This window comes from Microbacterium sp. NPDC056736, from assembly GCF_042790415.1.
Lineage (GTDB): Bacteria > Actinomycetota > Actinomycetes > Actinomycetales > Microbacteriaceae > Microbacterium.
This window is the reverse complement of the sequence record NZ_JBHTZE010000003.1, coordinates 121383-148303: the sequence shown is the minus strand read 5'-3', so window position 1 is coordinate 148303 and position 26921 is coordinate 121383. Positions and strand designations below refer to the sequence as shown.

The window sequence follows — 26921 nt, the reverse complement described above, 5'->3', positions numbered from 1 at the left end:
TCAGTGTCAGGTGGAGGGGTCAGCCCTTGACGGACCCCGCGGTGAGGCCGCCGACGATGTAGCGCTGCAGCGACAGGAAGAGGACGAGCACGGGGACCGCCGCGATGACGGCGCCGGCCGCGAACAGCCCCCAGTTGGAGGCGAGCTGGTTGGACACCCACTGGTACATGCCCACCGCGAGGGTCCAGTTCTCCTCGGAGACGAGCACGATCTTGGCGATGATGTAGTCGCCGAACGCGGCGATGAACGCCAGCAGCGCGACCACGGCGAGAATCGGCGTCACGAGCGGCATGATGAGCCGCCAGAAGATCTGCGCGTGCGTCGCGCCGTCGATCTTCGCGGACTCGTCGATCTCGATCGGCACGGTGTTGAAGAAGCCGTACATCAGGAATGTGTTCACGCCGAGCGCGCCGCCGAGGTACACGCAGATGAGGGCGATCTTGGAGTTGAGCCCCAGCGCGGGCACGACCTCGCCCAGTGCGAGCAGCATCAGGAAGATGGCCACGAAGGCCAGTGCCTGCGGGAACATCTGGATGATGAGCAGGCCGGTGAGGCCGGGGCGCCGGCCGGCGAAGCGGAAGCGCGAGAATGCGTACGCGGCGGCGGCTCCCATGAGCACGGCGCCCACGGCGGCGATGCCGCCGATGAGCAGCGTGTTGCCCGCCCACGTCCAGAACCGCGTCTCGCCCAGGGCCGCGTAGTTCGACAGGTCGATCACGCTGAACAGGGCGTTGCTGGCGGCGAGCGTGCCGTTCGGGTTGAGGGATGCCGACAGCACGTACACGAGCGGGAACACCGCGTAGAAGATCACGACGACGGCCAGCAAGTACTTCCAGCCGACCTCGAGCAGCCAGCGGCGACGGCGCGCGGTGCGGCGGTCACCCATGCCGCGCGCGGTCGTCGAGGCGGCGGACGCAGCGGTTGTCGTGGACATCACTGGAACTCCTCGAGCTTGCGGGTCTGGCGGAAGGCGATCGCCGAGATGCCCCCGACGACGGCGAACACGAGGATCGACAGGGCGCTCGCGAGGCCGTAGTCGGCGGCGCCGCCGGACACCCCCGAGATGTCGTAGATGGCGGAGATCAGGATGTCGGTGGCGCCCAGCGCATAGGGCGCGCCGGGGATCGCCGGACCGCCGTTGTTGAACATGTAGATCACGGTGAAGTTGTTGAAGCTGAACGCGAACGACGAGATCAGCAGCGGGGCGGTCGCCACGAGGACGAGAGGCAGGATGATCGACCGCAGCTGGCGCGAGCGGCCGGCGCCGTCGATCGATGCCGCCTCCAGCGTGTCCTGCGGGAGCGCCTGCAGCGCGCCGCTGCACACCAGGAAGTAGTACGGGTAGGTGAGCCACAGGTTCACCCACACCACCGCGGCACGGGCCAGCCACGGATCGCCCAGCCAGTTGATGTCGGCGCCGAAGAAGAACAGGTCGTTGATGACGCCGAACTCCGCGTTGAACATGCCGCGGAACAGCAGCGCCGACATGAACGCGGGGAAGGCGTAGGGGAGGATGTACAGCGTCCGCAGGAACCGCCGGCCCTTCAGGCGCGCGTCGTTGTAGATGAGCGCGAGCAGCAGGCCCAGCGCGAACGGCAGCACGACCGAGAGCGTCGCGAAGACGAAGGTCCACACCGTGACCATCGCGAGCGTCTGGGCGAGCGCGGGATCGGTGAACAGCCGCAGGAAGTTCTCGAATCCGACGTTCACGTACCAGCCGGCGGGGAGCGCCGAGCCGTCCCCGGCGACGAACGAGCCGTTGGCGGTGGCGCTGTAGACCGTGCCGGTCGTGGTGTCGGTGATCGTCTGGGCGTCGGCATCCCACACCAGCGTCGACTCGTAGACGGCGCCCGACGAGCCGTCGCGCGTGCGGACCGAGCCGTCGTTCGGATCCTCGGACACGGGCACGCGAAGGCTCGCGATCTGCTCCTGCAGGGCGGTATCGGTGATGACGGTCGCCCGCGGGACGACCTCCCAGCCGGGCACCTCGGACGGGGTTCCGGCGCTGCCGATCTCGGCGTCCCGCGCCTCTTCCAGCGGCTGCGTCGCCGAGCCGACGAGCACGTCGCCATCCTCGTCGACGATCGCGAAACCGAGCTCGCCGACACGCTCGACGACCGACAGCGGGTAGGTGGGGGAGTCCTCGACGCGACGCTCGCCCTGGATCAGGGCCGCCTCGACGGCCTGCTCCTGCGTGCCGGCGTGACCGGTGCCGTAGTTGGTGAAGGCGATGTAGGCGGTGTAGGCGAAGATGAAGATCTGGAAGACCAGCAGGAACACCAGCCCCGGCAGCAGGTACTTCAGCGGCAGCGCGCGCTTGGTGAAGTACACGATGTCGGCCGCCAGCAGCAGCACGAGCGTGGCCGAGAAGACGAGCCAGGACTCGGCGCGGAAGGCGCTCAGCAGGGTCATGACCCCGAACGCGTTGACGAGCGCCATCAGGGCGAGCTTCGCCAGGAAGCCCCAGCCGGGGCCGCGCCAGCGACGGCCGTGCGGCTCGCTCGGTCGCGGCGCGTCGGCCGTCGTCGTCTGAGGGGGTGCGTCCACCGTCGGCTCCTGTCGCGGGATGTGCTCCGGCGGCCTGTGCGCGGAGCGGGGTTGGGGTCCGGGAGGCGGGGAGAGGCACTCACCCGCCTCCCGGAGTCTGTCGGCCGCGATCGCCCGCGGCCTGGTCGTCAGGCGGCCGGGCTCAGCCCGCGACCGCCGCCTGGACGTCGGCGACCATGGTGTTCCACGTCGAGACGGGGTCGGCGCCGTTGATGATCTGCGACTGCGCGGCGTTCCAGAGGTCCCACACCGAGCCCATCTCGGGGATGCTCGGCATCGGCACGCCGTTCTGCGCCGAGGCGAGGAATCCGGCGATGATCGGGTCGGAGGCGACCTCGGCGGCGAGGGTCGACCAGGCCGGGATGCGCGGGTCGGCCTCGTAGAGCGCGCGCTGGGCCTCCTCGGTGCCGAGGTGGTTCACCAGGAACTCCTGCGCGAGCAGCGCGTTCTCGGACTGCGAGCTCAGGTAGAAGCCCTGCACGCCCACGAACGGCGCGGCCGTCTGGCCGCCCGCCGACGGGATCGGGTTCACCGTGATGTTCTCGACGTCGGTGTAGGCGCTGATCGCCCAGGGGCCCTGGATCGTGTACGGAGCCTTGCCCGTGTTGAACAGCTCGTTGTTGATGTCGTAGTCCACGGTCGTCGAGATGTAGCCGGTGCCGGCCGAGCCGTTGGCGCCCAGCCAGGTCGCGAACGCCTCGCCCGCGGGACCGCCCATCCCGACCTCGGTCGTGTACGAGCCGGAGTCGTCCTGGACGAACACCGGGGCGCCGAAGGAGGTCTGGAACCCGTACATGGTGTAGCCGTCGCCGGTCTCGCCGTTGGTGTTGATGACGAAGGGGCGCTCGGCGCCGGAGGCCAGCCCGCGCTGGATCATGTCATCCCACGTCGCCGGCGCCTCCTCGCCCACGAGGTCGGCGTTCTGCACGAGCGCGATGGTCTCGAGCGAATAGGGGAGGGCGTAGAGCTGGCCGTCGTAGGTCATCGCCTCGAGGGCGACGGGCTCGAACTCCGACGCCTTGTCGCCGAGGTCGATGGTGTCGACCACGCCGGCGGCGACGAGCGCCCCCAGCCAGTCGTGTGCGCCGACCGTGATGTCGGGGCCCTCGCCCGTCGGCACCTGGGCGATGAAGTCGTTGCGCAGGTCCTCGAAGTTCTTCTGCACGAGCGTGACCGTCGCGCCGGTCTCCTCTTCGAACGCCGCTGCGGCGTCGGAGATGGCCTGCTCGCGCTCCTCGTCGGTCCAGATGACGAGCTCGGCGCCGCTGCCTTCGGCCTCATCGCCGTCGTCGGACGAGCCGCCGCCGGCGCAGCCGGCGAGGACGACCGCTGCCGTGAGCGCCAGCGCTCCGAGTGCGATCTGCTTTCGCATGGTTTCCCTTTCGGTGGTGGATGGATCTTGCAGGGTCAGGACGATTCGGCCGTGCCGGCACGGTCGGTGCGGACGACCGCGACCCCTCCGGCCGGCACGACGAGCTCGCCGTCGACGGCGGCCTCGCTGAGCAGCTCGACGCCCGTGGCGGCGAACGCGGCGGGCTCGTCGCGATGGTTGATGGCGACCGCGAAGTCGGCGACGTGGCCGCGCCGGACGACGACCTCCAGTCCTTCCGGGTGCGCCGCGGGGGCGACCCCCGCGTCGGCGTAGACGTCGGTCATCACCGCGCGCAGGCCGGCGGCATCCAGCCGCGTGCTGATGTACCAGCCGTGTCCCGCTCCGTGCGCGTTGCGGGTGATGGCGGGCTTGCCGGCGCCGGGGCCGTCGACGTAGGTCCCCTTGACCTCGGCGGAGGCGACGACGAGATCCTCCTGCCACGCATCCGCGGAGAGGGTCGTGGCCGATGCCGCCCCCGACCACTGCACGGCGTGCCGCGCGTCCTCGCGCAGCGGCAGGAACTCCTCGACGACCAGCCCGAGAGCGTCACGCAGCGGTGCCGCGAAGCCGCCGGGATGGACCGCGTCGTTCTCGTCGACGATCGCCGAGAAGAACGAGACGACGAGGGTCCCGCCCGCCTCGACGTACCGCGTGAGGTTCGCGGCGTCGGCGGCGCCGAGCAGGTACTGCGCCGGGGCGACCACGAGCTTGTAGCGCGACAGGTCGTGGCCGGGCAGTGCGAAGTCGACCGTGATGCCGTCGCGCCACAGCCGCTCGTAGAAGGCGCGGACCCGCTCGGCGTGGGAGACGTCGACCGACGGGCGCCATTCGAGGTCCTGCGCCCAGAACGACTCGAAGTCCCACAGGATCGCGACGTCGGCGTCCACGCGGGAGCCGCGGACCTCGTCGAGGCGTCCGAGCGCGTCGCCGAGTCCAACGACCTCCCGCCACACCCGCGACGACGTGCCGGCGTGCGGGATCATCGCCGAGTGGAACTTCTCGGCCCCCGAGCGGGAGGCGCGCCACTGGAAGAAGAGGATCGCGTCGGCCCCGCGCGCGAGGTGGCTGAGCGAGTTGCGCGCCATCTCTCCGGGGCGCTTGGCGACGTTGCGGGGCTGCCAGTTGACCGCAGATGTCGAGTGCTCCATGAGGATCCACGGCTTTCCGCCGCCGACCGAGCGGGAGAGGTCGGCGGCGATCGCGAGGCCGATCTCGCCCTCGGGATCGGCCGCCCACAGGTAGTGGTCGTCCGAGACGATGTCGACCTCGCGCGCCCACGCCCACATGTCGGTGGTCCAGCTCTGGTTGGCCATGAAGTTGGTGGTGACCGGCTGCGAGGCGTGCGCCCGGATGGCGTCGCGCTCGGCGATGAAGCACGCGCGCAGCTGGTGGTCGGTGAACCGCGCGAAGTCCAGGCGCTGCGCCGGGTTGACCACCGACGGTGCCGCGGCGGGGGCGCCGACGTGCTCCCACTCGCCGTAGCGCTGGCCCCAGAAGGCCGTGCCCCACGCCGCGTTGAGCGCATCGAGCGAGCCGTACCTCTCACGCAGCCACTCGCGGAACGCGCGCACCGACTGGGGGGAGTAGTCCTCGCCGACCGGGACGCCGTACTCGTTGTGGACGTGCCACATCACGACCGCGGGGTGCGAGCCGTAGCGCTCTGCCAGGGCCGACGCGATGCGGACGATCGCCGCCCGGTACGCGGGTGAGGCGTGCGAGGCCATGCCGCGCGCGCCGAAACCCATCGTGACGCCGTCGCGGGAGACGACCCGCGCGTCGGGGTGCTCGGCGAAGAACCACGCCGGCGGCGACGCGGTGGGCGTTCCCAGATCGACCGCGATGCCGTTCTCGTGCAGCAGGTCCAGCAGCTCGTCGAGCCACGCGAAGTCGAAGACGCCCTCGCTCGTCTCGATGAGGGCCCACGCGAAGATGCCGACGCTGACGAGGTTGACCCCGGCCTCGCGCATGAGGGCGGCGTCCTCGCGCCACACCTCTCTCGGCCACTGCTCGGGGGTGTAATCGCCGCCGTAGGCGATGCCCCGGATCTCGGGCCAGCGGTCGGGCGAGGTCATGGACGCTCCATCGGGTCGGGGGTGGGATCGGCGGTCACGCGGCTGCGCCGACTGGGACCGGTCACAGTCTTACCCGCGCCGACATCGTGCGGCAGGGGTGCGCCCGCAACCGTTATCGAACTGTGACCGGTCCCAGGTTCTCTTCGTGTCGGCACCGGCGACGCCTCCCGACGGGAGTAGAGTCGCTCGTCGTGGGGGAGTCGACGACCGTGCGGCGCAAGCCGACGATCCGGGATGTGGCCGCGGCGGCGGGCGTGTCGCGGGGCACGGTGTCACGCGTCATCAACGGAGGCCATTGGGTCTCGCCCGACGCGCGCGCCGCGGTTGAGGAGGCCATCCGCCGCACGGGCTACACCGCCAATCACGCCGCGCGCAGCCTCGCGACCGGACGCGCCGGCTCGCTGGCGTTCCTGCTCACCGAGCCGCAGCACCTGCTGTTCGACGACCCGACGTTCGCGCTCCTGCTGCGCGGCGCGGCCGAGGCGCTGGCGCAGCGGTCGATGACCCTCGTCCTCCTCGTCGCCGGCACGCCCGCCGAGCGGGCAAACGTCGCCCACTTCGTCAGCGCCGGTCACGTCGACGGCGTGCTGCTCATCTCGTCGCACGAGGCCGACCCGCTCGTCGAGGAGCTGCTCGAGGCCGGCGTGCCCACCGTGTGCTGCGGCATCCCGCTGGGCCACGAGGCGCAGGTGCCCACCGTCTCCGTCGACGAGATCGGCTCGGCTCGCGAGATGACCCGCTACCTGCGAGGGCGCGGGCATCGCCGCATCGCGATGATCGCCGGCCCCCACGACACCCCCGGCGGACGCTTCCGGCTCGTGGGGTTCGAACAGGAGATGGGTGAGGACTTCGATCCCACCCTGGTCGAAGAGGGTGACTACAGCCAGGACTCCGGAGCCGCCGCCATGTCCCGGCTCCTCGAGCGCACGCGCGACATCGACGCCGTGTTCGCGGCCAGCGACCGCATGGCGGCAGGCGCCGTGACGGTCCTGCGCGCGGCGGGACTGCGCGTGCCCGACGACATCGCGGTCGCCGGCTTCGACGACTCGGGGCTCGCCGCCACGCACATGCCGCCGCTGACCACCATGCGCCAGCCGTGGGAGCGCCTGAGCGACGAGATGGTCTCGCTGCTCCTCGACGTCATCGCCGGCGGGGCGCCTGGGCCGATCACCCTGCCGACGACGCTCATCGTGCGCGAGAGCGCCTGACCCGCGGATGCGCGGAGGGCGCGCGGCGCGTGCGTGTTACGAGTGCCCCCGCTGCGGGCGGCCCACGACGCCGCCTTGTCACGACGGCGGGCGCGGCATCCGCTCGAACTAGACTCTCCTGGTGACTTCCGGCCGCCAGTCCTTCTACATCACGACGCCGATCTACTACCCGAGCGACGTGCCCCACATCGGCCACGGCTACACCACCGTGGCGGTCGACACCCTCGCGCGCTGGCACCGCCAGGCCGGCGACGACACCTGGATGCTCACGGGCACCGATGAGCACGGGCAGAAGATGCTGCGCGCGGCCAGCGCGAACGGCGTGACGCCGCAGCAGTGGGTCGACAAGCTCGTGAGCGAGTCGTGGTTCCCGCTGCTGCAGACGCTCGACGTCGCCAACGACGACTTCATCCGCACCACGCAGGAGCGGCACGAGGAGCGCGTCAAGGCGTTCGTGCAGGCCATCTACGACCGCGGCTACATCTATGCGGGCGAGTACGAGGCGCTGTACTGCGTGGGCTGCGAGGAGTTCAAGCCGGAGTCCGAGATCGTCGACGGCACGGGCCCGTTCGAGGGCCTGAAGGTCTGCGCGATCCACTCGAAGCCGCTGGAGCTGCTGCAGGAGAAGAACTACTTCTTCAAGCTGAGCGAGTTCCAGGAGCGCCTGCTCGAGCTGTACCAGTCCGACTTCGTGCAGCCCGAGAGCGCGCGCAACGAGGTGGTCTCGTTCGTGCGGTCGGGGCTGAAGGATCTGTCCATCTCGCGTTCCGCCTTCGACTGGGGCATCCCGCTGCCGTGGGACGAGTCCCACGTCATCTACGTGTGGGTCGACGCGCTGCTCAACTACGCCACCGCCGTCGGCTACGGCTCGGACTCCGAGCAGTTCGCGCGGCGCTGGCCGGCGTACCACGTGGTGGGCAAGGACATCCTCCGCTTCCACGCGGTCATCTGGCCGGCGATGCTGATGGCCGCGGGCGTCGACGTGCCCAAGGGCGTGTTCGCGCACGGCTGGCTGCTCGTCGGCGGCGAGAAGATGTCGAAGTCCAAGCTGACCGGCATCGCGCCGACCGAGATCACCGACGTCTTCGGCTCGGACGCCTACCGCTTCTACTTCCTCTCGGCGATCGCGTTCGGGCAGGACGGCTCGTTCTCGTGGGAGGACCTGTCGGCGCGGTACCAGGCCGAGCTCGCGAACGGCTTCGGCAACCTCGCCTCGCGCACGACCGCGATGGTCGAGCGGTACTTCGAAGGCGTCGTGCCGCCGCCGAGCACGTACACCGACGCCGACCTGCACATCCAGCGGACGGTGGCGGATGCCGCGGCCGCCGCCGACGCCGCCATCGAGCGGTTCCGCATCGACGAGGCGATCTCGTCGGTATGGACGATCGTCGACGCGCTGAACCACTACATCACCGAGAACGAGCCGTGGGCGCTCGCGAAGGACGAGAGCCGGCGCGAGCGCCTGGGCACCGTCCTGTACACGGCGGCCGAGGGTCTGCGCGCGCTCGCCGTGCTGCTGTCGCCGGTGATGCCGGTCGCGACCGAGAAGCTGTGGATCGCGCTGGGCGCCGCCGACTCGCTCGGGCGCCTGCAGGACCAGCCGATCCGCGAGGCCGGCGTCTGGGGCCTGCTCAAGCCCGGCACCTCGGTGAACGGACTCGCGCCGCTGTTCCCGCGCGTCGAGCAGACGGCGTGATGAGCGACCCCAGCACCTACGTCCGCACGCGCGAGAAGGGCTCCCGCGACGTCACCTATCCGGCGGCGCCCGAGCCGCTCGCGGTGCCGGTGTACGACAACCACGCCCACCTCGAGATCGAGGACGGCGTGGGGCTGTCGCTCGACGAGCAGCTTTCGCGCGCCGGCGAGGTCGGCGTCATCGGCGTCGTGCAGGCCGGCGGTGACATCGACTCGAGCCGCTGGTCGGCGTGGGCCGCGGCATCCCACCCGCGTGTTCTGGCGGCGGTGGCGATCCACCCGAACGAGGCGCCCGCGTATGCGCGGGCGGGGCGCCTCGATGAGGCGATCGCGGTGATCGACGAGCTCGCCGCGCAGCCGCGGGTGCGGGCGATCGGCGAGACGGGCCTGGACTTCTTCCGCACCGACGCGGACGGCGTGCCCGCGCAGTCCGAGAGCTTCGAGGCGCATATCGCGCTGGCCAAGAAGCACGGGATCGCGATGCAGATCCACGATCGCGACGCCCACGACGCCGTGCTCGAGACCCTGGACCGCGTCGGAGCGCCCGAGCGCACGGTCTTCCACTGCTTCTCGGGCGACGCCGACATGGCGCGCATCGCGGGGGAGCGCGGCTACTACCTCTCGTTCGCGGGGAACATCACGTTCAAGAACGCGCAGAACCTCCGCGACGCCCTCGCCGTGATCCCGCGGGAGCGGATCCTGGTCGAGACGGATGCCCCGTTCCTGACCCCCGTCCCGCACCGCGGGCGGCCGAACGCGCCGTACCTGATCCCCGTGACGATGCGCTTCATGGCGACCGAGCTCGGCGTGGACGTGGACGAGCTGTGCGCACAGGTGGCCGCCAACACGCTCGAGGTGTACGGGGCGTTCGAGGACTGATCCATGGACGGCGAGCTGTGGGACCTGACGGATGCCTCGGGCGTGCCGACTGGTGCGACTTTCCGTCGCGGTGATCCCGACTTTCCCAAGGCTCTCTTCCACATCGTGGCGTCGGTGTGCGTCCTGCGCGGTGACGGTCTCGTCCTGATGACGCGGAGGGCGGCGGCGAAGGACTGGCCCCTGTGCTGGGAATTCCCCGCCGGAAGTGCGCTCGCGGGTGAGTCGAGCGCCGAGGGTGCGGTGCGGGAGCTCGAGGAGGAGGCCGGCGTCCGCGTCGGCGTCGATGAACTGGAGTTCGTCGGTCGCGTGGTCGAGCGGGAGGCGCTCTTCGACCTGTACTTCGCGCGTGTGTCGGGCGATCCTGTGCTGCAGCTCGATCCGGAAGAGGTGTGCGAGAGCGCCTGGGTTCCGTTCTCTGAGGCGCTGCGGCGTTGTGATGTCGGTGACATGGCAGGTCCGTGGGTGCTGAGGCTTGAGCAGCTGGGCGAAAGGCTCCGCGAACTGGTCGGCCGTTCCCCGGAGTAGCGGGCCACGTACGCGCCCGGCGTGCGCGGTCGATCACCGGCGCGGCCCCGTACCGTTCACCCGGGTTGACCGGATCCTCGCGGGTGCCCGATCCGCCGACACGGCCCGCTCACGCCGCCGGCCGGAAGCGTGGGGGCGGAGGTTCGAGCTCGGCCCAAAGACAGCGGAGTCCGAGGCGAGGCGGTAGCAGTACGGGGTCGCCCCTGCCCGGCGGCGGGTGGAGCACGAAGTCGGCGCGCCTATGGCGGGTGATGCGCCAGCCGCCGTGATGAAGCTCCATGTGATGGAAGCGGCACAGCAGGATGCCGCGATCGACGTCGGTGCGGCCCCCCGTCGCGTAGGAGTCGATGTGATGCGCTTCGCAGTAGGAGGCGGGACGGTCGCACCCGCGCCACCGGCACCCGCCGTCGCGCGCCGCGAGCGCGATGCGCTGTTTCGGCGTGAACAGGCGGGCATCGCGTCCGAGGTCGAGCGGATTCCCCGCGCCGTCGACAGTGCAGGTGACGGTGCCGGACTCGCACGTCTGCTGTGCGATAAGCCATGCCGGCAGCGTCGTCTGGTCGTCTTCGGTGAGGCCGACGGCTGGTGCTCCGGCGGCACCCACCTCGAGTCCGGCGGCGCTGATCACGACTCGCACACCGGCCTGTCGCGTCCCGAACACGGCCTTCGCGTCGGCGAGCGCGCCGGCGCGGAACACATCGAGCAGCAGGTCGTAGGCAAGCTGGTCGTTGGCGCGAGGGTCGGCGGCGAGCGCCTCGGCACTCGCCCTCTCATCCGGATCGACGAACCTGGGCCCGCCGCGTCGTGGCCGCAGGGCGGCATCGAGCACCGCCTGCGTCCAGGCGCCGCCGAAGTCGTCGAACACGATCGAACCGCGCCGCACACCCTCGGCGTCGCGCCACAGGCGGAACGACCGCCGAAGGAACCGCTCGTCGAAACGCCGTTGCGCTCCCTCGGGATCGAGCTGGTCGCGAACCGTGCGGGCGGTTCGTCCGAGCTCTTCCACGGTGCGCTCCTGCGCCTCGGCGATCAGCTGCTCGGCGGCGAGAGACCACGCTTCCCTCCCTCGACGCAGCGCCTCGGCGCCGTCGGTGGATTCGGGTGGTTCCCCCAGCCCGCGAAGAATCGCGTCGTGCTGCGCGGACCCGATAGAGCCTGCCAGAAGCGCGCGGCCGAGCGGCGCGTGCCACGGCTCAGGTTCCGCGCATCCCGGTGCCGGTCCGGCCGGGGCCGCGGCATCCGTCATCGCTCCTTCAACGTCAACGAAGGGATCGAGACCGGCGCCGATCCGGAGTGACTCCCCCAAACGGACGTGCTTCACGGCCTCGGCCCGGGTGGCGCCGGTGATCTCCTGTATGAGCGCCGCGGGGCAGCGATGGCCCCGACTCTGTGCGAGCCCGTCGTGACCCGCTTTTCGCGCGGATCTCGCCGCAGCGACGCCCGCCGCGGCGATTCGCACCTTCTCGCCCGCGCGAACGAGCTCCGTCGCCGCGACCAAGGCTGCCACGACGGCATCGTCACCGAGCCCCTCCACGACAACGGGTAGATCGCACGCATCGAACTCGCCGCCGAACATCTCACGCAGCAGAACGAGCCGCGTCTCGAGTTCGGAGAAGAAGTCCATGGTTCATCCTGTCAGCCACCTCTGACATTCGAACATGACGACGAAAAGCCCTTCAGTCGGGCAGCGGCATCCCGCCGGTGCCGGGCTCATCCTCGGGCGGGATCCGATCGGCGGTCTCGGCGTCGAGCACGGGCTTGGCGGCGGCGATGTGCGAGATCGACCGCCACACCAGCAGCAGGGTGACGGCGGACCCCGCGAACGCGAACCACCACGGTGCGGTCAGCCCGAACAGCTGCGCCAGGATGCCGCCGATGAACTGGCCGATCACGAGGCCGCCGAAGACGCCGACCATGTTGACGGAGGCGATGCGGCCCTGCAGCTCCATGGGGACCAGGCGCTGGCGGACGGTGGTCGAGATCGTGCCCCAGACGAACGCGTAGAGGCCGAAGCCGAACATGATGACGAACGCGACGATCGGCGACGTGGTGAGCGCGAACGACAGATGCATCAGCACCTCGAGCGAGAGGCACACGCGCATGAGCGTCGCGAAGGACACGTGCTTCTCGAGCCGACCGAAGCCGAAGATCGCGATGAATCCGCCGAGCGCCGACGCCGTCGTCAGGGCGCCGTAGCCGACCGGGCCCATGCCGAGGTGCTCCGTGGCGTACAGCACGAGCACCCCCCACGGCGCCGCCCACGTCACGTTGAAGACGAGGATGATGATGACGAGCGTCCGCACCGGCGCGTTGTGGCGCAGCCAGCGCAGCCCCTCGCGGATGGCGTGCCCCTTGCCCGGGGCGGAGGCGGGATGCTCGGGCACCGGCGTGCGCGCGATGCGCGAGATCAGCAGCACGGCCAGCGACACGCAGAGCACCTGGAGCAGGAACGGCCAGAAGGATCCCAGCGCGAACAGGAACGCGCCCAGCGGCGGGCCGGCGAGCTGGTTGGCGACGAGATAGCCCGCCTGCATGCGGGCGTTACCGATGCCCAGGTCGGCGGGCCTGACGAGCATCGGCAGGAGTGTGCTCCCGGCCGAGTCGGCGAACACCTCGGCCGTGCCGTAGAGGAAGGCGGTCGCGAGCACGAGCCACACCGTCGCCTGGCCGGTCACGAGGAAGACGACGAGCACCAGCACGACCACGGCTCTGATGCCGTTCGCCAGCATCACCAGGCGCCGTCGGTCGTGATGATCGGCGACAGCGCCGGCGAGGAGGCCGAACAGCAGCCAGGGCAGGAACTGCATCATGGCGCCGGCGGCCACGAGGATGGGCGACGAGGTGAGCGATGCGATGAGCAGCGGAGCCGCCGCCAGGGCGATGCCGTCGCCCAGGTTGCTGGTCCACGACGACGCCAGCAGCCAGCGGAAGTCCCGTCCCAGACGGCGGGGCGCGATCAGGTCGCCGAGGGAGGGCATCCCGCCATCCTACGATCGCCGGGATCGCCCCGACGCCTCGGTCGGGGCGGCCAGGGGCGCGCCTCGCGAGCCGGCCCCTACGAGGCCCTCCGGCGCGCGGGCGAGTCGACCATGGACTCCAGAGTCTGCCCCTTCGTCTCGCGGACGTACCGGATCACGAAGAAGATCGCCACGAACGCGAAGAACGTGTACACGCCGTACGCGAGTCCGAGCCCGACCGCGGCGAGTGCGGGGAACGTCGTGGAGATGACGAAGTTCGCAGCCCACTGGGCGGCCGCGGCGACCGACAGCGCCACCGCGCGGATGCGGTTGCTGAACATCTCGCCCAGCAGCACCCAGACGACCGGCCCCCACGACGCTCCGAAGAAGACGACGTAGAGGTTCGCCGCCAGCAGCGCGATCGTGCCGGCCGCTCCCTCCAGGACGGGCTCGCCGTCGACGATCGGGGCCGAGGCGAAGATCACCGTCAGCACGCCGAGGCACACGAACTGACCCATCGCGCCGATGAGCAGCAGCGGCCTGCGGCCGACGCGGTCGATGAGCATGATCGCGACGATCGTGGTGACGATGTTCGTGACCGAGGTGATGACGGTGATCGTGAGCGAGTCCTGCTCGGTGAAGCCGACCGCCTGCCAGAGCGTCGTGGAGTAGTAGAAGATCACGTTGATGCCCGTGAACTGCTGGAGCACCGACAGGCCGATGCCGATCCAGACGATCGGCAGCAGGCCGAGGGCGTTGCCGCGGAGGATGCGGAATCGCGGCCGGTCCTCCTTGCCCTCGACGGTCTTCAGGATGTCGGTCGAGGTCTTCTCCACGTCGCCGCCCACGTACCGCGACAGCACGTCCTTGGCCCGCTTCATCTCACCGCGCGCGATGAGGTATCGCGGCGACTCGGGGATCGTGAGCGCGAGGGCGCCGTAGATCACCGCGGGGACGAGCTCCGACAGGAACATCCACCGCCACGCCTCGAGGCCGAGCAGCCACGGAGCGGTGGCGGTGCCCGCGGCGGCGACGATGGCGGCGTCGGTGAGGAGCGCCACGAAGATGCCCGTGACGATCGCCATCTGCTGCAGCGAGCCCAGGCGTCCGCGGTACGCCGGGGGTGAGACCTCGGCGATGTAGGCGGGGGCGATGACGGATGCCGCGCCCACGCCCAGACCGCCCACCACCCGCCAGAACGACAGGTCCCACACGCTGAAGGCGAGGCCGCAGCCGAGGGCGCTCGCGACGAACAGGATCGCGGCGATGATCATCACGCGGATGCGGCCGTACCGGTCCGCGATGCGTCCGGCGAACCACGCTCCGATCGCACAGCCGATGAGGGCCGAGGCGACCGAGAAGCCCAGGAGGAAGGGTCCGGTCTGGAACTGCTCGCCGATCGCGCTCACCGCGCCGTTGATCACGGCGGTGTCGAAGCCGAACAGGAACCCGCCGAGCGCGGCGGTCGAGGCGACGAGCACCACCCTCGCGAGCGGGACCGAGACGTCGTGACCGGACGTGTGCGCCGAAGTCATGGGATGGATCCTCCTCGTTCGCCCGGCACGCGGTTCCCGCCTGCACTGGGGCACACCCTGGCGTGGCGCTGGCGACGCTGTCAAGGCGTTGCGCGGGTCCGGGCGACCTGCATCGCGCGGCTACAGTGAGTGCATGCCCGTGACACTGCTCGGTGCGGCCGAGATCCGCTCGCTGGCCGCAGAACTCGACGTCACGCCGACGAAGAAGCTCGGGCAGAACTTCGTGGTCGACGCGAACACCGTGCGCAAGATCGTGGCCGTCGCCCAGGTCTCGGCGGGCGACCGCGTGGTGGAGGTGGGGCCCGGTCTCGGGTCGCTGACCCTCGCCATCCTCGAGGCCGGGGCATCGGTCACCGCCGTCGAGATCGACCACCGTCTGGCCGAGCGGCTGCCGGCCACGGCGGCAGCCCACGGCGTCGATCACGGCGCGCTCACCGTGGTGGACGCCGACGCGCTGCGCGTCACGGCGCTGCCCGGCGACCCGGCGGTGCTGGTGGCGAACCTGCCCTACAACGTCAGCGTGCCGGTGCTCCTGCATTTCCTCGAGACGTTCCCGGGCCTCGAACGGGGCGTGGTGATGGTGCAGGCCGAGGTCGGCGAGCGCCTGGCCGCGGCGCCGGGTTCGAAGGTGTACGGCGCGCCGAGCGTCAAGGCGGCGTGGTACGGACCGTGGCGACTGGCCGGCACGGTGTCGCGGCAGGTGTTCTGGCCGGTGCCCAACGTCGACTCCGTGCTGGTGGGCTTCCGCCGCGATCCCGAGCCGCGCGGCGACGAGGCGCTGCGGCGCCGCACCTTCGGCATCGTCGACGCGGCGTTCCAGCAGCGGCGCAAGATGCTGCGCCAGGCGCTGTCGCAGGTGCTCGGCGGATCATCCACCGCGGCATCCGCCGTCCTCGAGTCCGCGGGCGTGGCGCCGACGGCGCGCGGCGAGGACCTCTCCGTCGACGACTACGTGCGGATCGCCCGCGCGGCGGAGCCGCTGGAAAGGTGATATTCAGCGGATCTTCACCGCGTCGTCGGAGACCTTTCGAAACAAGCCGGTAACATTCCGAGCGTCCGCCGTCCGGTTACACTGGCAGATCGCCATCCGGCGGACCGGAGTGAACCCGACATGCGCACCGCCGAGTACCCGGCCCCCGAACGCATCCTGCTGCACCTGAGCGACACCCACCTCCGGGATGCCGCCACCCCGCGCCTCTTCGACGCCGTCGACGGCGCCGAGCGCCTGGCGCAGACCATCGACGCCATCGAGGCGAGCGGAATCCTGCCCGACGCGATCGTCGTCACCGGCGATCTCGCCGACCTCGGCGAGCCGGGCGCCTACGCCGCGCTGAGGGCGCTCGTCGAGCCCTTCGCCGCGCGCCTCGGCGCGCGCGTGCTGTGGGTGATGGGCAACCACGACGACCGCGGCGCCTTCCGTGCGGGCCTCCTCGACGAGGCATCCGCCGCCCTCCCGGTGGACCGGGTCGACGAGCTCGACGGCCTCCGGGTCGTCACGCTCGACACGACCGTGCCCGGCCACCACCACGGTGAGGTGAGCGAGGCGCAGCTGGAGTGGCTCCGCGACGTGCTGGCCACGCCTGCGCCGCTGGGCTCGATCCTCGCGATGCACCACCCGCCGGTGCCGAGCGTCCTGCCCCTGGCGGCCAGCGTCGAGCTGCGGGATCAGCGCCGGCTCGCCGACGTGCTGCGCGCCACCGACGTGCGCGGGATCATCGCCGGCCACCTGCACTACTCCACCTTCGCGACGTTCGCCGGCATCCCGGTCTCGGTCGCGTCATCGACCTGCTACGCGCAGGACCTCACCGTGCCGGTCGGCGGCACGCGGCCTCAGGACGGCGCGCAGGCGTTCAACATCGTGCACGTCTACGACGACACGGTGGTGCACTCGGTCGTGCCGGTCGACGCGCCGCGCACGCTCGAGCACATCGACGCGGCGGAGGCCGCCCGCCGGCTCGCGTCCGCCGGCGTGGCGCCCGTCATCGCCGAGCGGAGGGATGCGCCGACCGAGCCGATTCCCGTGCTGCGCTGAGCTCGTCGCGCTCCCACGGGGCGCGCACCGGGAAAAGGCGCTCCAGCGCGTCGCGGATCGCCCGTACGCGGATCTCCTCCGGCACCTCGACCTCGCCGCCGTCGTTGAGGCAGAACATGTCGGCGTCGGCGCGCTCGGTGAGCCGCTGCATCCGGCGCAATCCGGACGCGACCGTCGTCTGCACGTAGCGCACCCGCGGGGCGCGCGTCGAGATCGCCCGGCCCGTGAGCAGCGCGTAGTAGTGGTAGAGGCTGTTGGTCACCGAGATGTCGGTGGCGGAGCGGAAGCGGGATGCCGCGGTCCGCGCGAAGTCCTCGGGGAAGGCCGCCTCGAGCTCGGCCATGACGCTCTTGCGCAGCGGTGCGGCGCAGTGCTCCAGGTCGCGGACGATCGTGCGGCCGAACCGTTCGCGCAGGAGCGCGCGGTTCACCCGCAGACCGTTGTCGTGGCCGCTGCGGTGCGGCGCCGGGGCACCGGCCCCGATACGCACCTCGCACTCGACGAACTTCGTGACGCCGCCGGGCGTGAAGAACAGCTCGGGCTCGACGGGGCGGCCGAAGAACATGTCGTCGTTGGAGTAGAGGAAGTGCTCGGCGAGGCCGGGGATGCGATGCAGCTGCGCCTCGATCGCGTGCGAGTTGTGCGTCGGCAGCACCGACGGGTCTGCGAAGAACTCCTCGCTGCGCACGATCGTCACCTTGGGGTGGTCGAGCAGCCACGACGGGGCGGGGGAGTCGGTGGCGATGAAGATGCGACGGACCCACGGTGCGTACATGTGGACGCTGCGCAGGGCGTACCGCAGCTCGTCGACGTGCCGGTAGCGGGCGGGGCCGTCGTCGCCGTCGCCGACCACGTACTCGGCCATCTGGGCGGCGCGCTGCCGCTGGAACTCGCTGGTCGAGCCGTCGACCCACGAGAAGACGATGTCGATGTCGTCGACCACCTCCAGCGGCTGCGGATCGAACATCCCCGCGACGGATCGCCACGGGCGCCCGTGCCGCTCGACGGTCTCGTACGTGATGTCGTCCGTAGCCGTGACGCAGCGCGTCAGCGCGTTGTCGCGCGGCGCGTCGACGGTGTCGGCGCCGAAGCGCCAGAACTCGAGGTGCACGCCCCACGCCGCGCCGTAGCGATGCCCGCCCGAGCTCGTCAGCCGCGGGCGGTACACCCGCACGACGGAGGGGGCGTCCGAGAGAGCGGGCGCGTCGCACGCGAGCACCGGGGCCCGGCCCTTCGCCTTCAGGTACAGCGGCTCCCGGTCGCACACGGCCGCGAGGGCCGCCTGCGCGGCCTCGCGTCGGCTGACATCGACCACGAGCGCGGGAAGCCTGCGGTCATGACGGATGAGGAGCACATCGATGCCCGCCTCCTCGAGCACGGAGGCGACCAGGAGCAGATCGGCCTCGCGCGCCTGGTGCGGGGCGAGGTCGTCGTGCACGAGATGGAGGACTCCGCGATCGACGACCACGTCAGGACGCTCGATGAGCGCGGTCGACGGGTCGGTGGCACGGGGCAGCGCAGACAGCACGGTCATGCAGTCCTCCTTCTGGGGCGAGGCGAGGCGGGGTGGTGGCGCGCGGCGGGGCTCACGCCTGGTGACGCCACCATAAAGAGGTTCCGTTACGCGGACGTTTCGGGCCAGGCCCTTGACACGCTGTCCGAGGGTGTGCGCGCCCGAACCCCTGCACGTCGCCGCCGACGTCGCTAGCCTGGACCGGTGACCGAAGACGCGCGCTACCTGTCCCGTGGAGGAGACCTCCACCGCCCCTACACCGCCGACGCCGACCGCTACGCGGGGTCATCCTACCGCCGTGTCGGGACGTCGGGACTCACGCTGCCGCCGGTCTCGCTGGGGCTGTGGTGGAACTTCGGCGACAACATCCCGTTCGACGACCAGCGCGCGCTGCTGCGTCACGCGTTCGACCGGGGCATCACCCATTTCGACCTCGCGAACAACTACGGCCCGCCCTACGGCACGGCCGAGACGAACTTCGGCCGGATGATGCGGGAGGACTTCGCCCCGTACCGGGACGAGCTCATCATCTCGTCGAAGGCGGGCTACGACATGTGGCACGGCCCGTACGGCAACGGCGGGTCGCGGAAGTACATCATCGCCAGCGCCGAGCAGTCCCTGAAGCGGATGAGCATCGACTACGTCGACATCTTCTACTCCCACCGCGTCGACCCGGACGTGCCGATCGAGGAGACCGTCGGAGCCCTCGACACCCTCGTGCGGCAGGGCAAGGCGCTCTACGTCGGCATCTCGTCGTACAGCGCCGAGCGCACGGCGGTGGCGGCATCCGTCGCCCGGTCGCTCGGCACTCCGCTGGTGATCCACCAGCCCGCGTACTCGATCCTCAACCGCTGGGTCGAGGACGGCCTGACGGGCGTGCTGAAGAAGGAGGGCATGGGGGCGATCGCCTTCACGCCGCTGGCGCAGGGCCTGCTCACCGACAAGTACCTCGCCGGCGGCACCGCCGACCGCGCCCAGCAGCGGGCCTCGCTTCCCGGCGGCCCGCTCAGCGACAAGGGCCTGTCGACGCTGCGCTCGCTCGACGTCATCGCGAAGGAGCGAGGGCAGTCCCTGGCGCAGATGGCGATCCAGTGGGTGCTCCGCGATCCGGTGGTCGCCTCGGCGCTCATCGGTGCGTCGCGTCCCGCGCAGCTCGACGAGAACCTCAAGGCGCTCGACGGTCCCGCCTTCACGGTGGAGGAGGAGGAGCGCATCGACGCCCTGTCGGACGGGATCGACGTGGACCTCTGGGCGGAATCGGCGAACCGGTGAGCCAGGCCCTCGCCGCCGACGGCGTCAGGGTTCGGGCGCCGGGAAAGCTGAACCTCTTCTTCGAGGTCGGCGGCGTGCAGTCCGACGGCTACCACGATGTGGCGTCGGCATATCAGGCGGTTTCGCTGTACGAAGACGTGTGGGCGACGCCCAGCGACGATTTCACGGTCGCCGTCACGGGGACGGTCGACGTCTCGGGCGTGCCCGCCGACGACCGCAACCTCGCGGTGCGTGCCGCGAGGCTCGTCGCGCAGCGGATCGGCCACACGGGCGGCGCGCATCTCGACATCGTCAAGCACGTGCCGGTCGCCGGCGGCATGGGCGGAGGATCCGCGGATGCCGCGGCCGCCCTCGTCGCGTGCGATGCGCTGTGGGGCGCCGAGCTCGGCACGGCCGAGCTGCTCAAGCTCGCGTCGCGCCTGGGGGCCGATGTGCCCTTCGCGCTGCTGGGCGGCACGGCGATCGGCACCGGCAGGGGCGACCAGCTGAGCCCCGCCCTGGCGAAGGGACGATTCGACTGGGTGGTGGTCCCCTCGGACGCCGGGCTGTCGACGCCCGAGGTGTACGCGCACCTCGACGAGCTGCGGGATCGCCCCGACATCGCCGCCGGCGCCCGGGTGCCCGCCGTCGAACCGGGCGTGCTGCAGGCCCTGCGCGCGGGCGACCCCGTCGCGCTGGCCGAGCACACCCGCAACGACCTGCAGATCGCCGCGCTCTCGCTGCGCCCCGAGCTGCGCGAGGTGCTGGAGCTCGGCGAGCAGTCCGGCGCTCTGAGCGGGATGGTCTCGGGATCGGGGCCGACGCTCGCCTTCCTCGCCGTCGACCCGGAGGCGGCGCTCGAGGTCCAGATCACGCTGTCGGCTGCGGGTTACGAGGCGCTGCACGTGCACGGTCCCGTCGCCGGAGCCCGCGTGCTGCCGTAGCACGCCGCATCGACTCAGGCCGCGCCCCGCGGCAGACACGGAGGATCCATGAACGAGCCCGACGCCAACGCCCCTGCCGGCGAGTCCGACCGCGCGGCCTTCCGCGCCGGCGACGTCGACGCCCGGTCCCGCGAGAGCCTCGCCCGCACCGGTCTGGACTATCGCCGCGTCGCCGTCGACGGCGACGGGTACGCGCCCTGGCTGCAGTCGGTCGCGCGCGGCTTCCAGGACGGCGAGCGCAGCGACGAGCAGATCGCCGCTGCGCGCGAGCGCAGCGGATACCGCAGGCTCACCGGCGTCTTCGACGGCGCGGGACCGGCGCCCGAGACCCCGGTGGCGACCATCGCGTCGTGGATCGGCGAGCTCACGGTGCCCGGTGGCGGCGTCGTCCCGTCGTGCGCGATCTCCGCCGTCACGGTGGCGCCGACGCACCGCCGGCGCGGCGTGGCGCGCGCGATGCTCGAGGGCGAGCTGCGCGCAGCCCGGGACGCCGGCGTGCCCATGGCGATGCTCACCGTGAGCGAGTCGACCCTGTACGGACGCTATGGCTTCGGGCCGGCGGCGGCGGGGGCCTCGTGGCGCATCGAGACCAGGCGCGCGGGGTGGGTGGGTCCTCGGCCCGACGGGCGCATCGATTTCATCAGCCGCGAGCGGGTGCGCGAGCTGCTGCCGATGCTGCACGAGCGCGTCCGCCGGCGGACCGCGGGCGAGATCGACGTGCCCGGAGGTCACTGGGACGGCTTCGCCGGTACGAACCCCACCGCCGAGAAGGCCGGCGACAGGCGCGCGGTGCAGTACGCCGATGCCGACGGCGAGGTCCGCGGCGCCGCGGTGTACACGGTGCGCGAGAACCACGACGACTTCACGAAGGCGACCGTAGAGGTCCGCTACCTGCTGGCCGAGACGGATGCCGCCTACGCCGCGCTGTGGCGGTTCCTGCTCGAGCTCGACCTGGTGGCCGAGGTGCACGCGGCGGAGCTTTCGGCGGACGAGCCGCTGCTGTGGATGATCGCCGACCAGCGCGCTGCGAAGGTGACGGTGCGCGACCACCAGTACGTGCGGATCATCGATGTGGTCGCCGCGCTGGAGGCGCGCCGGTACGGTGCCGCGGGGCGTGTCGTGCTCGACGTCTCCGATCCGCTGGACCTCGCCGGCGGGCGCTGTCTGCTCGAGGTGGACGAGGCCGGCGCGGGCCGCGTCCGGCGCCTCGCGGACGACGAGGAGCCGGACGCGCCGGTGGTCGAGCTGGGCATCGCCGAGCTGTCGGCGACCTACCTCGGCGGGGTCTCGCTCGCGACGCTCGCCGCGGCCGGCCGGGTGCGTGTGACGGATGCCTCGCACGAGGGCCCCGACGGCACCGGGCCGATCGCCGCGGCGACGCGCCTGCTGTCCTGGCACACGACGCCGCGCCTCAGCTTCTGGTACTGATCGCCGGTCAGCCCACGACGGGGAGCTGCGTCGACTGCGCGGCCTGGTCGAGTGAGCCGAGGTCGGTCACATCGGTGAACCCGGCGTCCTGCATGAGCCGGACGGCCTGGGCGGAGCGGTTGCCCGACCGGCAGTAGACGAGGTACTCCGCATCCTGCTCGAGCGTCGCGAGGGCCGCGGACAGCTCTCCCGAGGTGACGTCGAGATTCTCCGCTCCGTCGAGGTGGCCTGCCGCGTACTCCTGCGCCGTGCGCACGTCGATGATGATCGCCTCATCGCTGACGTCGACGGGCGACGCGGCGGCGCCGGCGCAGCCGGTGAGGGTCAGCGCGAGCGCCGCGGCGCCCAGGATGATCGCGGGGATGCGGGACATGGTGTTCTCCTTGTGATGCGGGGGAATGGGGGAGGGGGAAGGGGTGGGTCCTGCCGTCAGCCGGGCGCGAGCGCCAGCAGCCGGGGAAGCTCCTGGGAGAGCACGAATGCACCCATGGCGAGGACGAAGACGCCGAAGCCCGTCCGCAGCGCGCGCTCGGGGAGTCGTCCGGCGAGGGCGCTGCCGACGAAGGATCCGGCGACGGCGGTACCGGTCGAGCCGCCGCCGCCGAGGAGGCCGAGCACGACGCCGACGACCACTGCGAGCAGCAGCCCTGCGACGAGGCGACTGGGGTCCATGGCGGATCTCCGGGTGGTGGCGGGCTGCGCGCAGGGCGCGCTATGCCGCGAGCGTGGTGTCGGACGCGGTCTCGTCGGTCACCGGCACATTGCCCGGGACGGCCAGCCAGCCGAGGTACGACCCGTCGAGCTCGACGACGTCGAACCCGCCGCGGCGCAGGGCGCTGGCCGTGACGCTGTTGCGCACGCCGCTCTGGCAGTACGTGACGATCGTGCCTGACCCCGCGAGCCGGGCCCGCTCCCACAGGGCGCGCCCGCCGCTGAGCTGCTGCGCGCCGGGCAGGTGCCCCGCCGCGTACTCCGTCCTGTTGCGCACGTCCAGCAGGAGCGAGTGCGGGAATTCGCCGAGGGCGTCCGGCGCCACCGTGGCGGGCGTGACGAGGTCGAGGCCCGCGAGAGACGTCGCGAAGCCGGCGACCGCCTCGATCCCGACGCGGACCAGATGATCGCGCAGCTCGTCGGCGCGTTCGCGGTCCTCCGCCAGGACGACCAGCGGACGGCTCTCGCGCTCGGGGTCGTACACCCACGCGCCGTAGGTGGCGGCCTTCGCCGCACCCGGGATGTTGAGCGAACGGGCGACCGTCCCCTTGTGCACCTGGCGGTGGTGGCGGGTGTCGACGAAGATCACCTCATCGGCGGACAGCGCCGCCCGCAGGCGGTCGGGTGCGTATTCGACCAGCGGGGGCCGGGGCCCGAGGACGGCGGGGCCGCTCTTGTTCTGCGCCTTCATCCGTGCGAAGTACGCGTGGGCGTCGGGCTGGCCGCTGAGCAGCTCGTCGACGAAGCCCTGCTCGTCGTCGTCGCGGAGATAGCGGCTCCACCACGCGAAGGCGCGCTCGTAGCCCACGGTCGACGTCGGCACCGCGCCGAGCGCCTTGCCGCACGCGCTTCCCGAGCCGTGCGCGGGGAGCACCTGCACGTAGTCGGGCAGTGTGAGGAACTTGTCGCGCAGACTCGCGAAGAGGTCCCGGGCTCCGGAAAAGCGCGTGTCGACGCCGCCCGCCGCTTCGTCCAGCAGATCGGGACGCCCGATGTCGCCGACGAACACGAAGTCGCCGGTGAGCATGAAACCGGGGGCGTCGGCATAGGCGCCGTCGGTGACGAGGAATGACAGGTGCTCGGGGGTGTGGCCCGGGGTGTGCACCGCCGTGACGGTGATGTTGCCGATCCGGATCTCGTGACCGTCCTTCATCCTCACCGCGCCGGCGAACCCGCTGCCGTACGTCCAGTCGGGCCCGCCCTCGTCGGAGACGTGCATCGTCGCGCCGGTCCTGGCGGCGAGCTCGCGCGTGCCGGACAGGTAGTCCGCGTGGATGTGGGTCTCGGTCACCGCGGTGATCTTCATCCCGTTCTTGCGGGCGATCTCGAGATAGACCTCGACGTCGCGGCGCGGGTCGACGACGATCGCCACGCCCTGGGCCTGGCATCCGATCACGTAGCTCGCCTGCGCGAGGTCCTCGTCGTAGATGTGCTCGAGCAGCATGTCGCGTCTCCGTCGTCTGGCTCAGGCGGCGTCCGCGCCGCGGGCTTCGTGTGCGGCGATCTGTCGCCGGACGTCGTCCATGTCGAGGGCGCGGGCGCCCGCGACGAGCTGCTCGAGCTGAGGCGCGGCGAGGGCGCCCGGCTGCGAGAAGACGAGGATGCCGTCGCGGAAGACCATCAGGGTGGGGATGGAGGTGATCCGCATCGCCGCGGCGAGCTGCTGCTCGGCCTCGGTGTCGACCTTCGCGAACACGATGTCGGGGTGCCGGGCGGCGGCCTGCTCGAACACCGGCGCGAACGCCCGGCAGGGGCCGCACCACGCGGCCCAGAAGTCGACGAGGACGATGCCCTCGCCGGTCACGGTGGTCTCGAAGTCGGCGGCGGTGAGTGCTGTCGTGGTCATGGGGTCCGGTCCTATCGGCTGAAGAGGCGTGCGAAGAATCCGCCGCTCGTCGCGGTGGCGGCGTCGCGCTGTGCTGCGGTGTGGTTGCCGTCGCACCACTGCGACGCCGGCACGGTCCGCTTCACGGACTGCACATGCTGTCCGCATCCGGCCCACGTCGTCTTCCCGCAGATGCGGCATGTCGTTGCTCGGCACATGGATCCCACTCGCTTCCGTTGATTGGATGAATACCCTGGGGGGTATCTCCAACTATACCCCACGGGGTATTATCGATGTCAAATCCGATCGGAAGGACCCGCCATGACGGACGCCACTGGGGCCATCTCGGCCTACGACCCCGAGGCTCAGCGCAAGATCGCCAACCGGCTGCGACGGGCGCACGGCCAGCTCGCCGCCGTCATCGCGGCGGTGGAGGGCGACGCGCACTGCCGCGACGTCGTCCAGCAGCTCTCGGCCGTCTCCAAAGCCATCGACCGGGCGGGCTTCCTCGTCATCTCGACAGCGCTGAAGGGGTGTCTGTCGGACCCCGACGCCGACGGCCCGCAGCCCGACGAGCTGGAGAAGCTGTTCCTCTCCCTCGCCTAGCCTGTAAGGGATGGCACATCTTCTGGGGGCCGAGGCCCTGCACCTGGAGTTCCCGACCAAGGTCGTCTTCGATCGCGTGTCGCTGGGCATCGACGAGGGCGACCGCATCGGCGTCGTCGGACGCAACGGCGACGGCAAGTCGAGCCTGCTGGCGATGCTCGCCGGCCGCCTCGAGCCCGACGGCGGACGCGTCACCGTGCGCGGGGGCGTGCGGGTCGGGGTTCTCGACCAGGCCGACGTCCTCGACGAGGCGCTCACGGTGCGTCAGGCGGTCGTCGGCGACCGGCCGGATCATGAGTGGGCCGGCGACGCACGCGCGCGCGACGTCATCGCCGGACTCCTCGGCGACCTCGCCTGGGACGGGCCCGTCGCCGGGCTCTCCGGCGGCCAGCGGAGGCGCGTCTCACTCGCCGCCCTCCTCGTGGGCGACCACGACGTGCTCTTCCTCGACGAGCCGACGAACCACCTCGACGTCGAGGCGATCGCGTGGCTCGCCGACCACGTCAAGCGGCGCTGGCCCGCCAACCAGGGCGGACTGCTCGTCGTGACGCACGACCGGTGGTTCCTCGACGAGGTGTGCACGACGACCTGGGAGGTGCACGACCGCATCGTCGAGCCGTTCGAGGGCGGCTACGCGGCATACATCCTGCAGCGGGTCGAGCGGGACCGCCAGGCTGCCGTCATCGAGCAGCGGCGCCAGAACCTCGCACGCAAGGAGCTGGCGTGGCTGCGCCGCGGTGCGCCCGCGCGCACGTCGAAGCCGAAGTTCCGCATCGACGCCGCGAACGTGCTCATCGCCGACGTCCCCGAGATCCGCGACGCCACCGAGCTGCGCTCCCTCGCCGTCTCGCGGCTGGGGAAGGACGTCGTCGACCTTCTCGACGCGGGCGTCTCCTACGCCGGGCGTGAGGTGCTGCGGCCCGTCGAGTGGCGCATCGCACCGGGCGAGCGCACCGGCATCCTCGGCGTCAACGGCGCCGGCAAGTCGACGCTCCTCGGCCTGGTGTCCGGCGACGTCCAGCCGACGACGGGCCGCGTCAAGCGGGGGAAGACCGTCAAGGTCGCGACGCTGACCCAGCGTCTCGACGAGCTCGAGGAGCACCTCGACGATCCCGTGCGGGTCGTCATCGCGGGCCTGCGCACCACCTACACGTTCGGCAGTGGATCCAAGGCGCAGGAGCTGACGCCCGGACAGCTCCTCGAGCGCATGGGCTTCCTGAACGCGCAGCTCTCGACGCCGGTGAAGGACCTCTCCGGCGGGCAGAAGCGGCGGCTGCAGCTGCTGCTCATCCTCCTCGAGCAGCCCAACGTCCTCATCCTCGACGAGCCCACGAACGACCTCGACACCGACATGCTGGCCGCTATCGAGGACCTCCTCGACTCGTGGCCGGGGACGCTCCTGGTCGTCTCGCACGACCGCTACTTCCTCGAGCGCGTCACCGACCAGCAGTACGCGATCCTCGGCGGTCGCCTGCGTCACCTTCCCGGCGGCGTCGAGGAGTACCTGCGGCTGCGCGAGCGGGAGCGCGGGGCGTCGCCGGCGACCGAGAAGGCGACGGATGCCGCGCCCGCGGCGTCCCCCTCGCTGTCGGGGCAGGGGCTGCGGGCGGCGCAGAAGGAGGTCGCCGCGCTGGAGCGGCGGCTGGAGAAGCTCGAGTCGCAGATCGATGCGGCACGCACGGCGCTCGCCGACCACGACCAGTCGGACTACGTCGGCCTCGGCGCGGAGATGACGCGCATCGGCGAGCTCGAGAAGGAGCGGGACGGCGTCGAGGAGCGCTGGTTCGAGCTCACGGAGCAGATCGGCTGAGCGCCGTCCGC

At 71.2% G+C, this 26921-nt stretch carries 24 protein-coding genes; 11 read left to right on the top strand and 13 right to left on the bottom strand.

The genetic code is table 11. From position 1 onward, the window contains the following. Positions 1–19 precede the first annotated feature (19 nt). From ACFRAL_RS08120 to ACFRAL_RS08105, 4 genes are all read right to left on the bottom strand, one after another. On the bottom strand, positions 20–934 hold the full coding sequence (locus ACFRAL_RS08120) for a sugar ABC transporter permease (RefSeq protein WP_378881560.1): 915 nt from the start codon (positions 932–934) through the stop codon (positions 20–22). After that, complete coding sequence (locus tag ACFRAL_RS08115) at positions 934–2547, bottom strand: ABC transporter permease subunit (protein WP_378881557.1); 1614 nt, start codon at positions 2545–2547, stop codon at positions 934–936. Before ACFRAL_RS08115 ends, ACFRAL_RS08120 begins: the two co-directional genes overlap by 1 nt. Positions 2548–2689: 142 nt before the next feature. Continuing rightward, entirely contained in the window at positions 2690–3919 is a 1230-nt protein-coding gene (locus tag ACFRAL_RS08110; protein WP_194395841.1) for a maltose ABC transporter substrate-binding protein, read from the bottom strand. Between the two features lie 35 nt (positions 3920–3954). Continuing rightward, the gene (locus ACFRAL_RS08105; RefSeq protein WP_378881554.1) at positions 3955–5991 is read right to left on the bottom strand and encodes a beta-galactosidase; all 2037 of its coding nucleotides are present in this window, start codon (positions 5989–5991) and stop codon (positions 3955–3957) included. 191 nt (positions 5992–6182) lie between these two features. Between ACFRAL_RS08105 and ACFRAL_RS08100 the strand changes: the two genes are divergently transcribed. The 4 genes from ACFRAL_RS08100 (at position 6183) to ACFRAL_RS08085 (ending at position 10298) form a co-directional block, all read left to right on the top strand. Then, entirely contained in the window at positions 6183–7199 is a 1017-nt protein-coding gene (locus ACFRAL_RS08100; protein WP_378881551.1) for a LacI family DNA-binding transcriptional regulator, read from the top strand. A 121-nt stretch (positions 7200–7320) separates the two neighbouring features. Then, positions 7321–8895, top strand: coding sequence for a methionine--tRNA ligase (gene metG / locus ACFRAL_RS08095; RefSeq protein ID WP_378881549.1), 1575 nt, complete (start codon positions 7321–7323; stop codon positions 8893–8895). Further along, entirely contained in the window at positions 8895–9773 is an 879-nt protein-coding gene (locus ACFRAL_RS08090) for a TatD family hydrolase (RefSeq protein ID WP_336396499.1), read from the top strand. Before metG ends, ACFRAL_RS08090 begins: the two co-directional genes overlap by 1 nt. 3 nt (positions 9774–9776) lie before the next feature. Next, entirely contained in the window at positions 9777–10298 is a 522-nt protein-coding gene (locus ACFRAL_RS08085) for an NUDIX domain-containing protein (RefSeq protein WP_378881546.1), read from the top strand. Between the two features lie 109 nt (positions 10299–10407). Here ACFRAL_RS08085 and ACFRAL_RS08080 read toward each other — a convergent pair whose 3' ends face one another. The 3 genes from ACFRAL_RS08080 to ACFRAL_RS08070 all read right to left on the bottom strand — a co-directional run bounded on the left by ACFRAL_RS08080 (position 10408) and on the right by ACFRAL_RS08070 (position 14790). Beyond that, entirely contained in the window at positions 10408–11922 is a 1515-nt protein-coding gene (locus ACFRAL_RS08080) for a DUF222 domain-containing protein (RefSeq protein ID WP_378881543.1), read from the bottom strand. A 52-nt stretch (positions 11923–11974) separates the two neighbouring features. Continuing rightward, positions 11975–13276 (bottom strand): MFS transporter, encoded by a 1302-nt coding sequence (locus ACFRAL_RS08075; RefSeq protein ID WP_378881541.1) that lies wholly within the window; start codon positions 13274–13276, stop codon positions 11975–11977. Positions 13277–13353: 77 nt separating this feature from the next. Further along, positions 13354–14790 carry a sugar porter family MFS transporter gene (locus ACFRAL_RS08070; RefSeq protein ID WP_336396494.1) on the bottom strand — a complete coding sequence of 479 codons (1437 nt, stop codon included), beginning with the start codon at positions 14788–14790 and terminating at the stop codon, positions 13354–13356. Positions 14791–14923: 133 nt separating this feature from the next. Here ACFRAL_RS08070 and rsmA point away from each other — a divergent pair, with 133 nt between their 5' ends. Both rsmA and ACFRAL_RS08060 read left to right on the top strand, forming a co-directional pair. Continuing rightward, positions 14924–15781, top strand: coding sequence for a 16S rRNA (adenine(1518)-N(6)/adenine(1519)-N(6))-dimethyltransferase RsmA (gene rsmA, locus ACFRAL_RS08065; RefSeq protein ID WP_378881538.1), 858 nt, complete (start codon positions 14924–14926; stop codon positions 15779–15781). A 120-nt stretch (positions 15782–15901) separates the two neighbouring features. Further along, positions 15902–16822, top strand: a complete 921-nt coding sequence (locus ACFRAL_RS08060; protein WP_378881536.1) for a phosphodiesterase — start codon at positions 15902–15904, stop codon at positions 16820–16822. Here the strand turns inward: ACFRAL_RS08060 and ACFRAL_RS08055 are convergent. Then, positions 16770–18356, bottom strand: a complete 1587-nt coding sequence (locus ACFRAL_RS08055; protein ID WP_378881533.1) for a stealth conserved region 3 domain-containing protein — start codon at positions 18354–18356, stop codon at positions 16770–16772. The genes ACFRAL_RS08060 and ACFRAL_RS08055 overlap by 53 nt on opposite strands. Positions 18357–18539: 183 nt before the next feature. Between ACFRAL_RS08055 and ACFRAL_RS08050 the strand changes: the two genes are divergently transcribed. From ACFRAL_RS08050 to ACFRAL_RS08040, 3 genes are read left to right on the top strand one after another with little or no spacing between them, the layout of a single operon-like run. Next, on the top strand, positions 18540–19607 hold the full coding sequence (locus ACFRAL_RS08050; RefSeq protein ID WP_378881530.1) for an aldo/keto reductase: 1068 nt from the start codon (positions 18540–18542) through the stop codon (positions 19605–19607). Then, positions 19604–20530, top strand: a complete 927-nt coding sequence (locus tag ACFRAL_RS08045; protein WP_336396489.1) for a 4-(cytidine 5'-diphospho)-2-C-methyl-D-erythritol kinase — start codon at positions 19604–19606, stop codon at positions 20528–20530. The genes ACFRAL_RS08050 and ACFRAL_RS08045 overlap by 4 nt, the downstream gene beginning before the upstream one ends. 48 nt (positions 20531–20578) lie before the next feature. Continuing rightward, positions 20579–21958: a GNAT family N-acetyltransferase gene (locus tag ACFRAL_RS08040; protein WP_378881527.1), complete on the top strand. Its 1380-nt coding sequence runs from the start codon at positions 20579–20581 to the stop codon at positions 21956–21958. Positions 21959–21965: 7 nt separating this feature from the next. Here ACFRAL_RS08040 and ACFRAL_RS08035 read toward each other — a convergent pair whose 3' ends face one another. Genes ACFRAL_RS08035 through ACFRAL_RS08015 form a run of 5 tightly spaced genes read right to left on the bottom strand, consistent with a single transcriptional unit; the run spans position 21966 to position 24712 of the window. Continuing rightward, positions 21966–22331: a rhodanese-like domain-containing protein gene (locus ACFRAL_RS08035; RefSeq protein ID WP_336396487.1), complete on the bottom strand. Its 366-nt coding sequence runs from the start codon at positions 22329–22331 to the stop codon at positions 21966–21968. 56 nt (positions 22332–22387) lie between these two features. Next, entirely contained in the window at positions 22388–22630 is a 243-nt protein-coding gene (locus ACFRAL_RS08030) for a hypothetical protein (RefSeq protein ID WP_378881524.1), read from the bottom strand. A 40-nt stretch (positions 22631–22670) separates the two neighbouring features. Beyond that, the gene (locus ACFRAL_RS08025; RefSeq protein WP_378881522.1) at positions 22671–24113 is read right to left on the bottom strand and encodes an MBL fold metallo-hydrolase; all 1443 of its coding nucleotides are present in this window, start codon (positions 24111–24113) and stop codon (positions 22671–22673) included. Positions 24114–24134: 21 nt separating this feature from the next. After that, positions 24135–24515, bottom strand: a complete 381-nt coding sequence (gene trxA, locus ACFRAL_RS08020) for a thioredoxin (RefSeq protein WP_336396484.1) — start codon at positions 24513–24515, stop codon at positions 24135–24137. 11 nt (positions 24516–24526) lie between these two features. Then, positions 24527–24712, bottom strand: coding sequence for a hypothetical protein (locus tag ACFRAL_RS08015; protein ID WP_336396483.1), 186 nt, complete (start codon positions 24710–24712; stop codon positions 24527–24529). 103 nt (positions 24713–24815) lie between these two features. Between ACFRAL_RS08015 and ACFRAL_RS08010 the strand changes: the two genes are divergently transcribed. Beyond that, positions 24816–25100 carry a metal-sensitive transcriptional regulator gene (locus ACFRAL_RS08010; RefSeq protein ID WP_378881520.1) on the top strand — a complete coding sequence of 95 codons (285 nt, stop codon included), beginning with the start codon at positions 24816–24818 and terminating at the stop codon, positions 25098–25100. A 10-nt stretch (positions 25101–25110) separates the two neighbouring features. Further along, on the top strand, positions 25111–26910 hold the full coding sequence (locus ACFRAL_RS08005) for an ABC-F family ATP-binding cassette domain-containing protein (RefSeq protein WP_378881517.1): 1800 nt from the start codon (positions 25111–25113) through the stop codon (positions 26908–26910). The last annotated feature ends 11 nt before the right edge of the window (positions 26911–26921 follow it).

What these genes read in the sequence shown, in the direction of transcription:
- ACFRAL_RS08120 (WP_378881560.1), bottom strand. Translation starts at nt 934, where the DNA reads ATGTCCACGACAACCGCTGCGTCCGCCGCCTCGACGACCGCGCGCGGC.
- ACFRAL_RS08110 (WP_194395841.1), bottom strand. Translation starts at nt 3,919, where the DNA reads ATGCGAAAGCAGATCGCACTCGGAGCGCTGGCGCTCACGGCAGCGGTC.
- ACFRAL_RS08105 (WP_378881554.1), bottom strand. Translation starts at nt 5,991, where the DNA reads ATGACCTCGCCCGACCGCTGGCCCGAGATCCGGGGCATCGCCTACGGC.
- ACFRAL_RS08090 (WP_336396499.1), top strand. Translation starts at nt 8,895, where the DNA reads ATGAGCGACCCCAGCACCTACGTCCGCACGCGCGAGAAGGGCTCCCGC.
- ACFRAL_RS08085 (WP_378881546.1), top strand. Translation starts at nt 9,777, where the DNA reads ATGGACGGCGAGCTGTGGGACCTGACGGATGCCTCGGGCGTGCCGACT.
- ACFRAL_RS08080 (WP_378881543.1), bottom strand. Translation starts at nt 11,922, where the DNA reads ATGGACTTCTTCTCCGAACTCGAGACGCGGCTCGTTCTGCTGCGTGAG.
- ACFRAL_RS08075 (WP_378881541.1), bottom strand. Translation starts at nt 13,276, where the DNA reads ATGCCCTCCCTCGGCGACCTGATCGCGCCCCGCCGTCTGGGACGGGAC.
- ACFRAL_RS08070 (WP_336396494.1), bottom strand. Translation starts at nt 14,790, where the DNA reads ATGACTTCGGCGCACACGTCCGGTCACGACGTCTCGGTCCCGCTCGCG.
- rsmA (WP_378881538.1), top strand. Translation starts at nt 14,924, where the DNA reads ATGCCCGTGACACTGCTCGGTGCGGCCGAGATCCGCTCGCTGGCCGCA.
- ACFRAL_RS08060 (WP_378881536.1), top strand. Translation starts at nt 15,902, where the DNA reads ATGCGCACCGCCGAGTACCCGGCCCCCGAACGCATCCTGCTGCACCTG.
- ACFRAL_RS08055 (WP_378881533.1), bottom strand. Translation starts at nt 18,356, where the DNA reads ATGACCGTGCTGTCTGCGCTGCCCCGTGCCACCGACCCGTCGACCGCG.
- ACFRAL_RS08040 (WP_378881527.1), top strand. Translation starts at nt 20,579, where the DNA reads ATGAACGAGCCCGACGCCAACGCCCCTGCCGGCGAGTCCGACCGCGCG.
- ACFRAL_RS08035 (WP_336396487.1), bottom strand. Translation starts at nt 22,331, where the DNA reads ATGTCCCGCATCCCCGCGATCATCCTGGGCGCCGCGGCGCTCGCGCTG.
- ACFRAL_RS08030 (WP_378881524.1), bottom strand. Translation starts at nt 22,630, where the DNA reads ATGGACCCCAGTCGCCTCGTCGCAGGGCTGCTGCTCGCAGTGGTCGTC.
- ACFRAL_RS08025 (WP_378881522.1), bottom strand. Translation starts at nt 24,113, where the DNA reads ATGCTGCTCGAGCACATCTACGACGAGGACCTCGCGCAGGCGAGCTAC.
- trxA (WP_336396484.1), bottom strand. Translation starts at nt 24,515, where the DNA reads ATGACCACGACAGCACTCACCGCCGCCGACTTCGAGACCACCGTGACC.
- ACFRAL_RS08015 (WP_336396483.1), bottom strand. Translation starts at nt 24,712, where the DNA reads ATGTGCCGAGCAACGACATGCCGCATCTGCGGGAAGACGACGTGGGCC.
- ACFRAL_RS08010 (WP_378881520.1), top strand. Translation starts at nt 24,816, where the DNA reads ATGACGGACGCCACTGGGGCCATCTCGGCCTACGACCCCGAGGCTCAG.
- ACFRAL_RS08005 (WP_378881517.1), top strand. Translation starts at nt 25,111, where the DNA reads ATGGCACATCTTCTGGGGGCCGAGGCCCTGCACCTGGAGTTCCCGACC.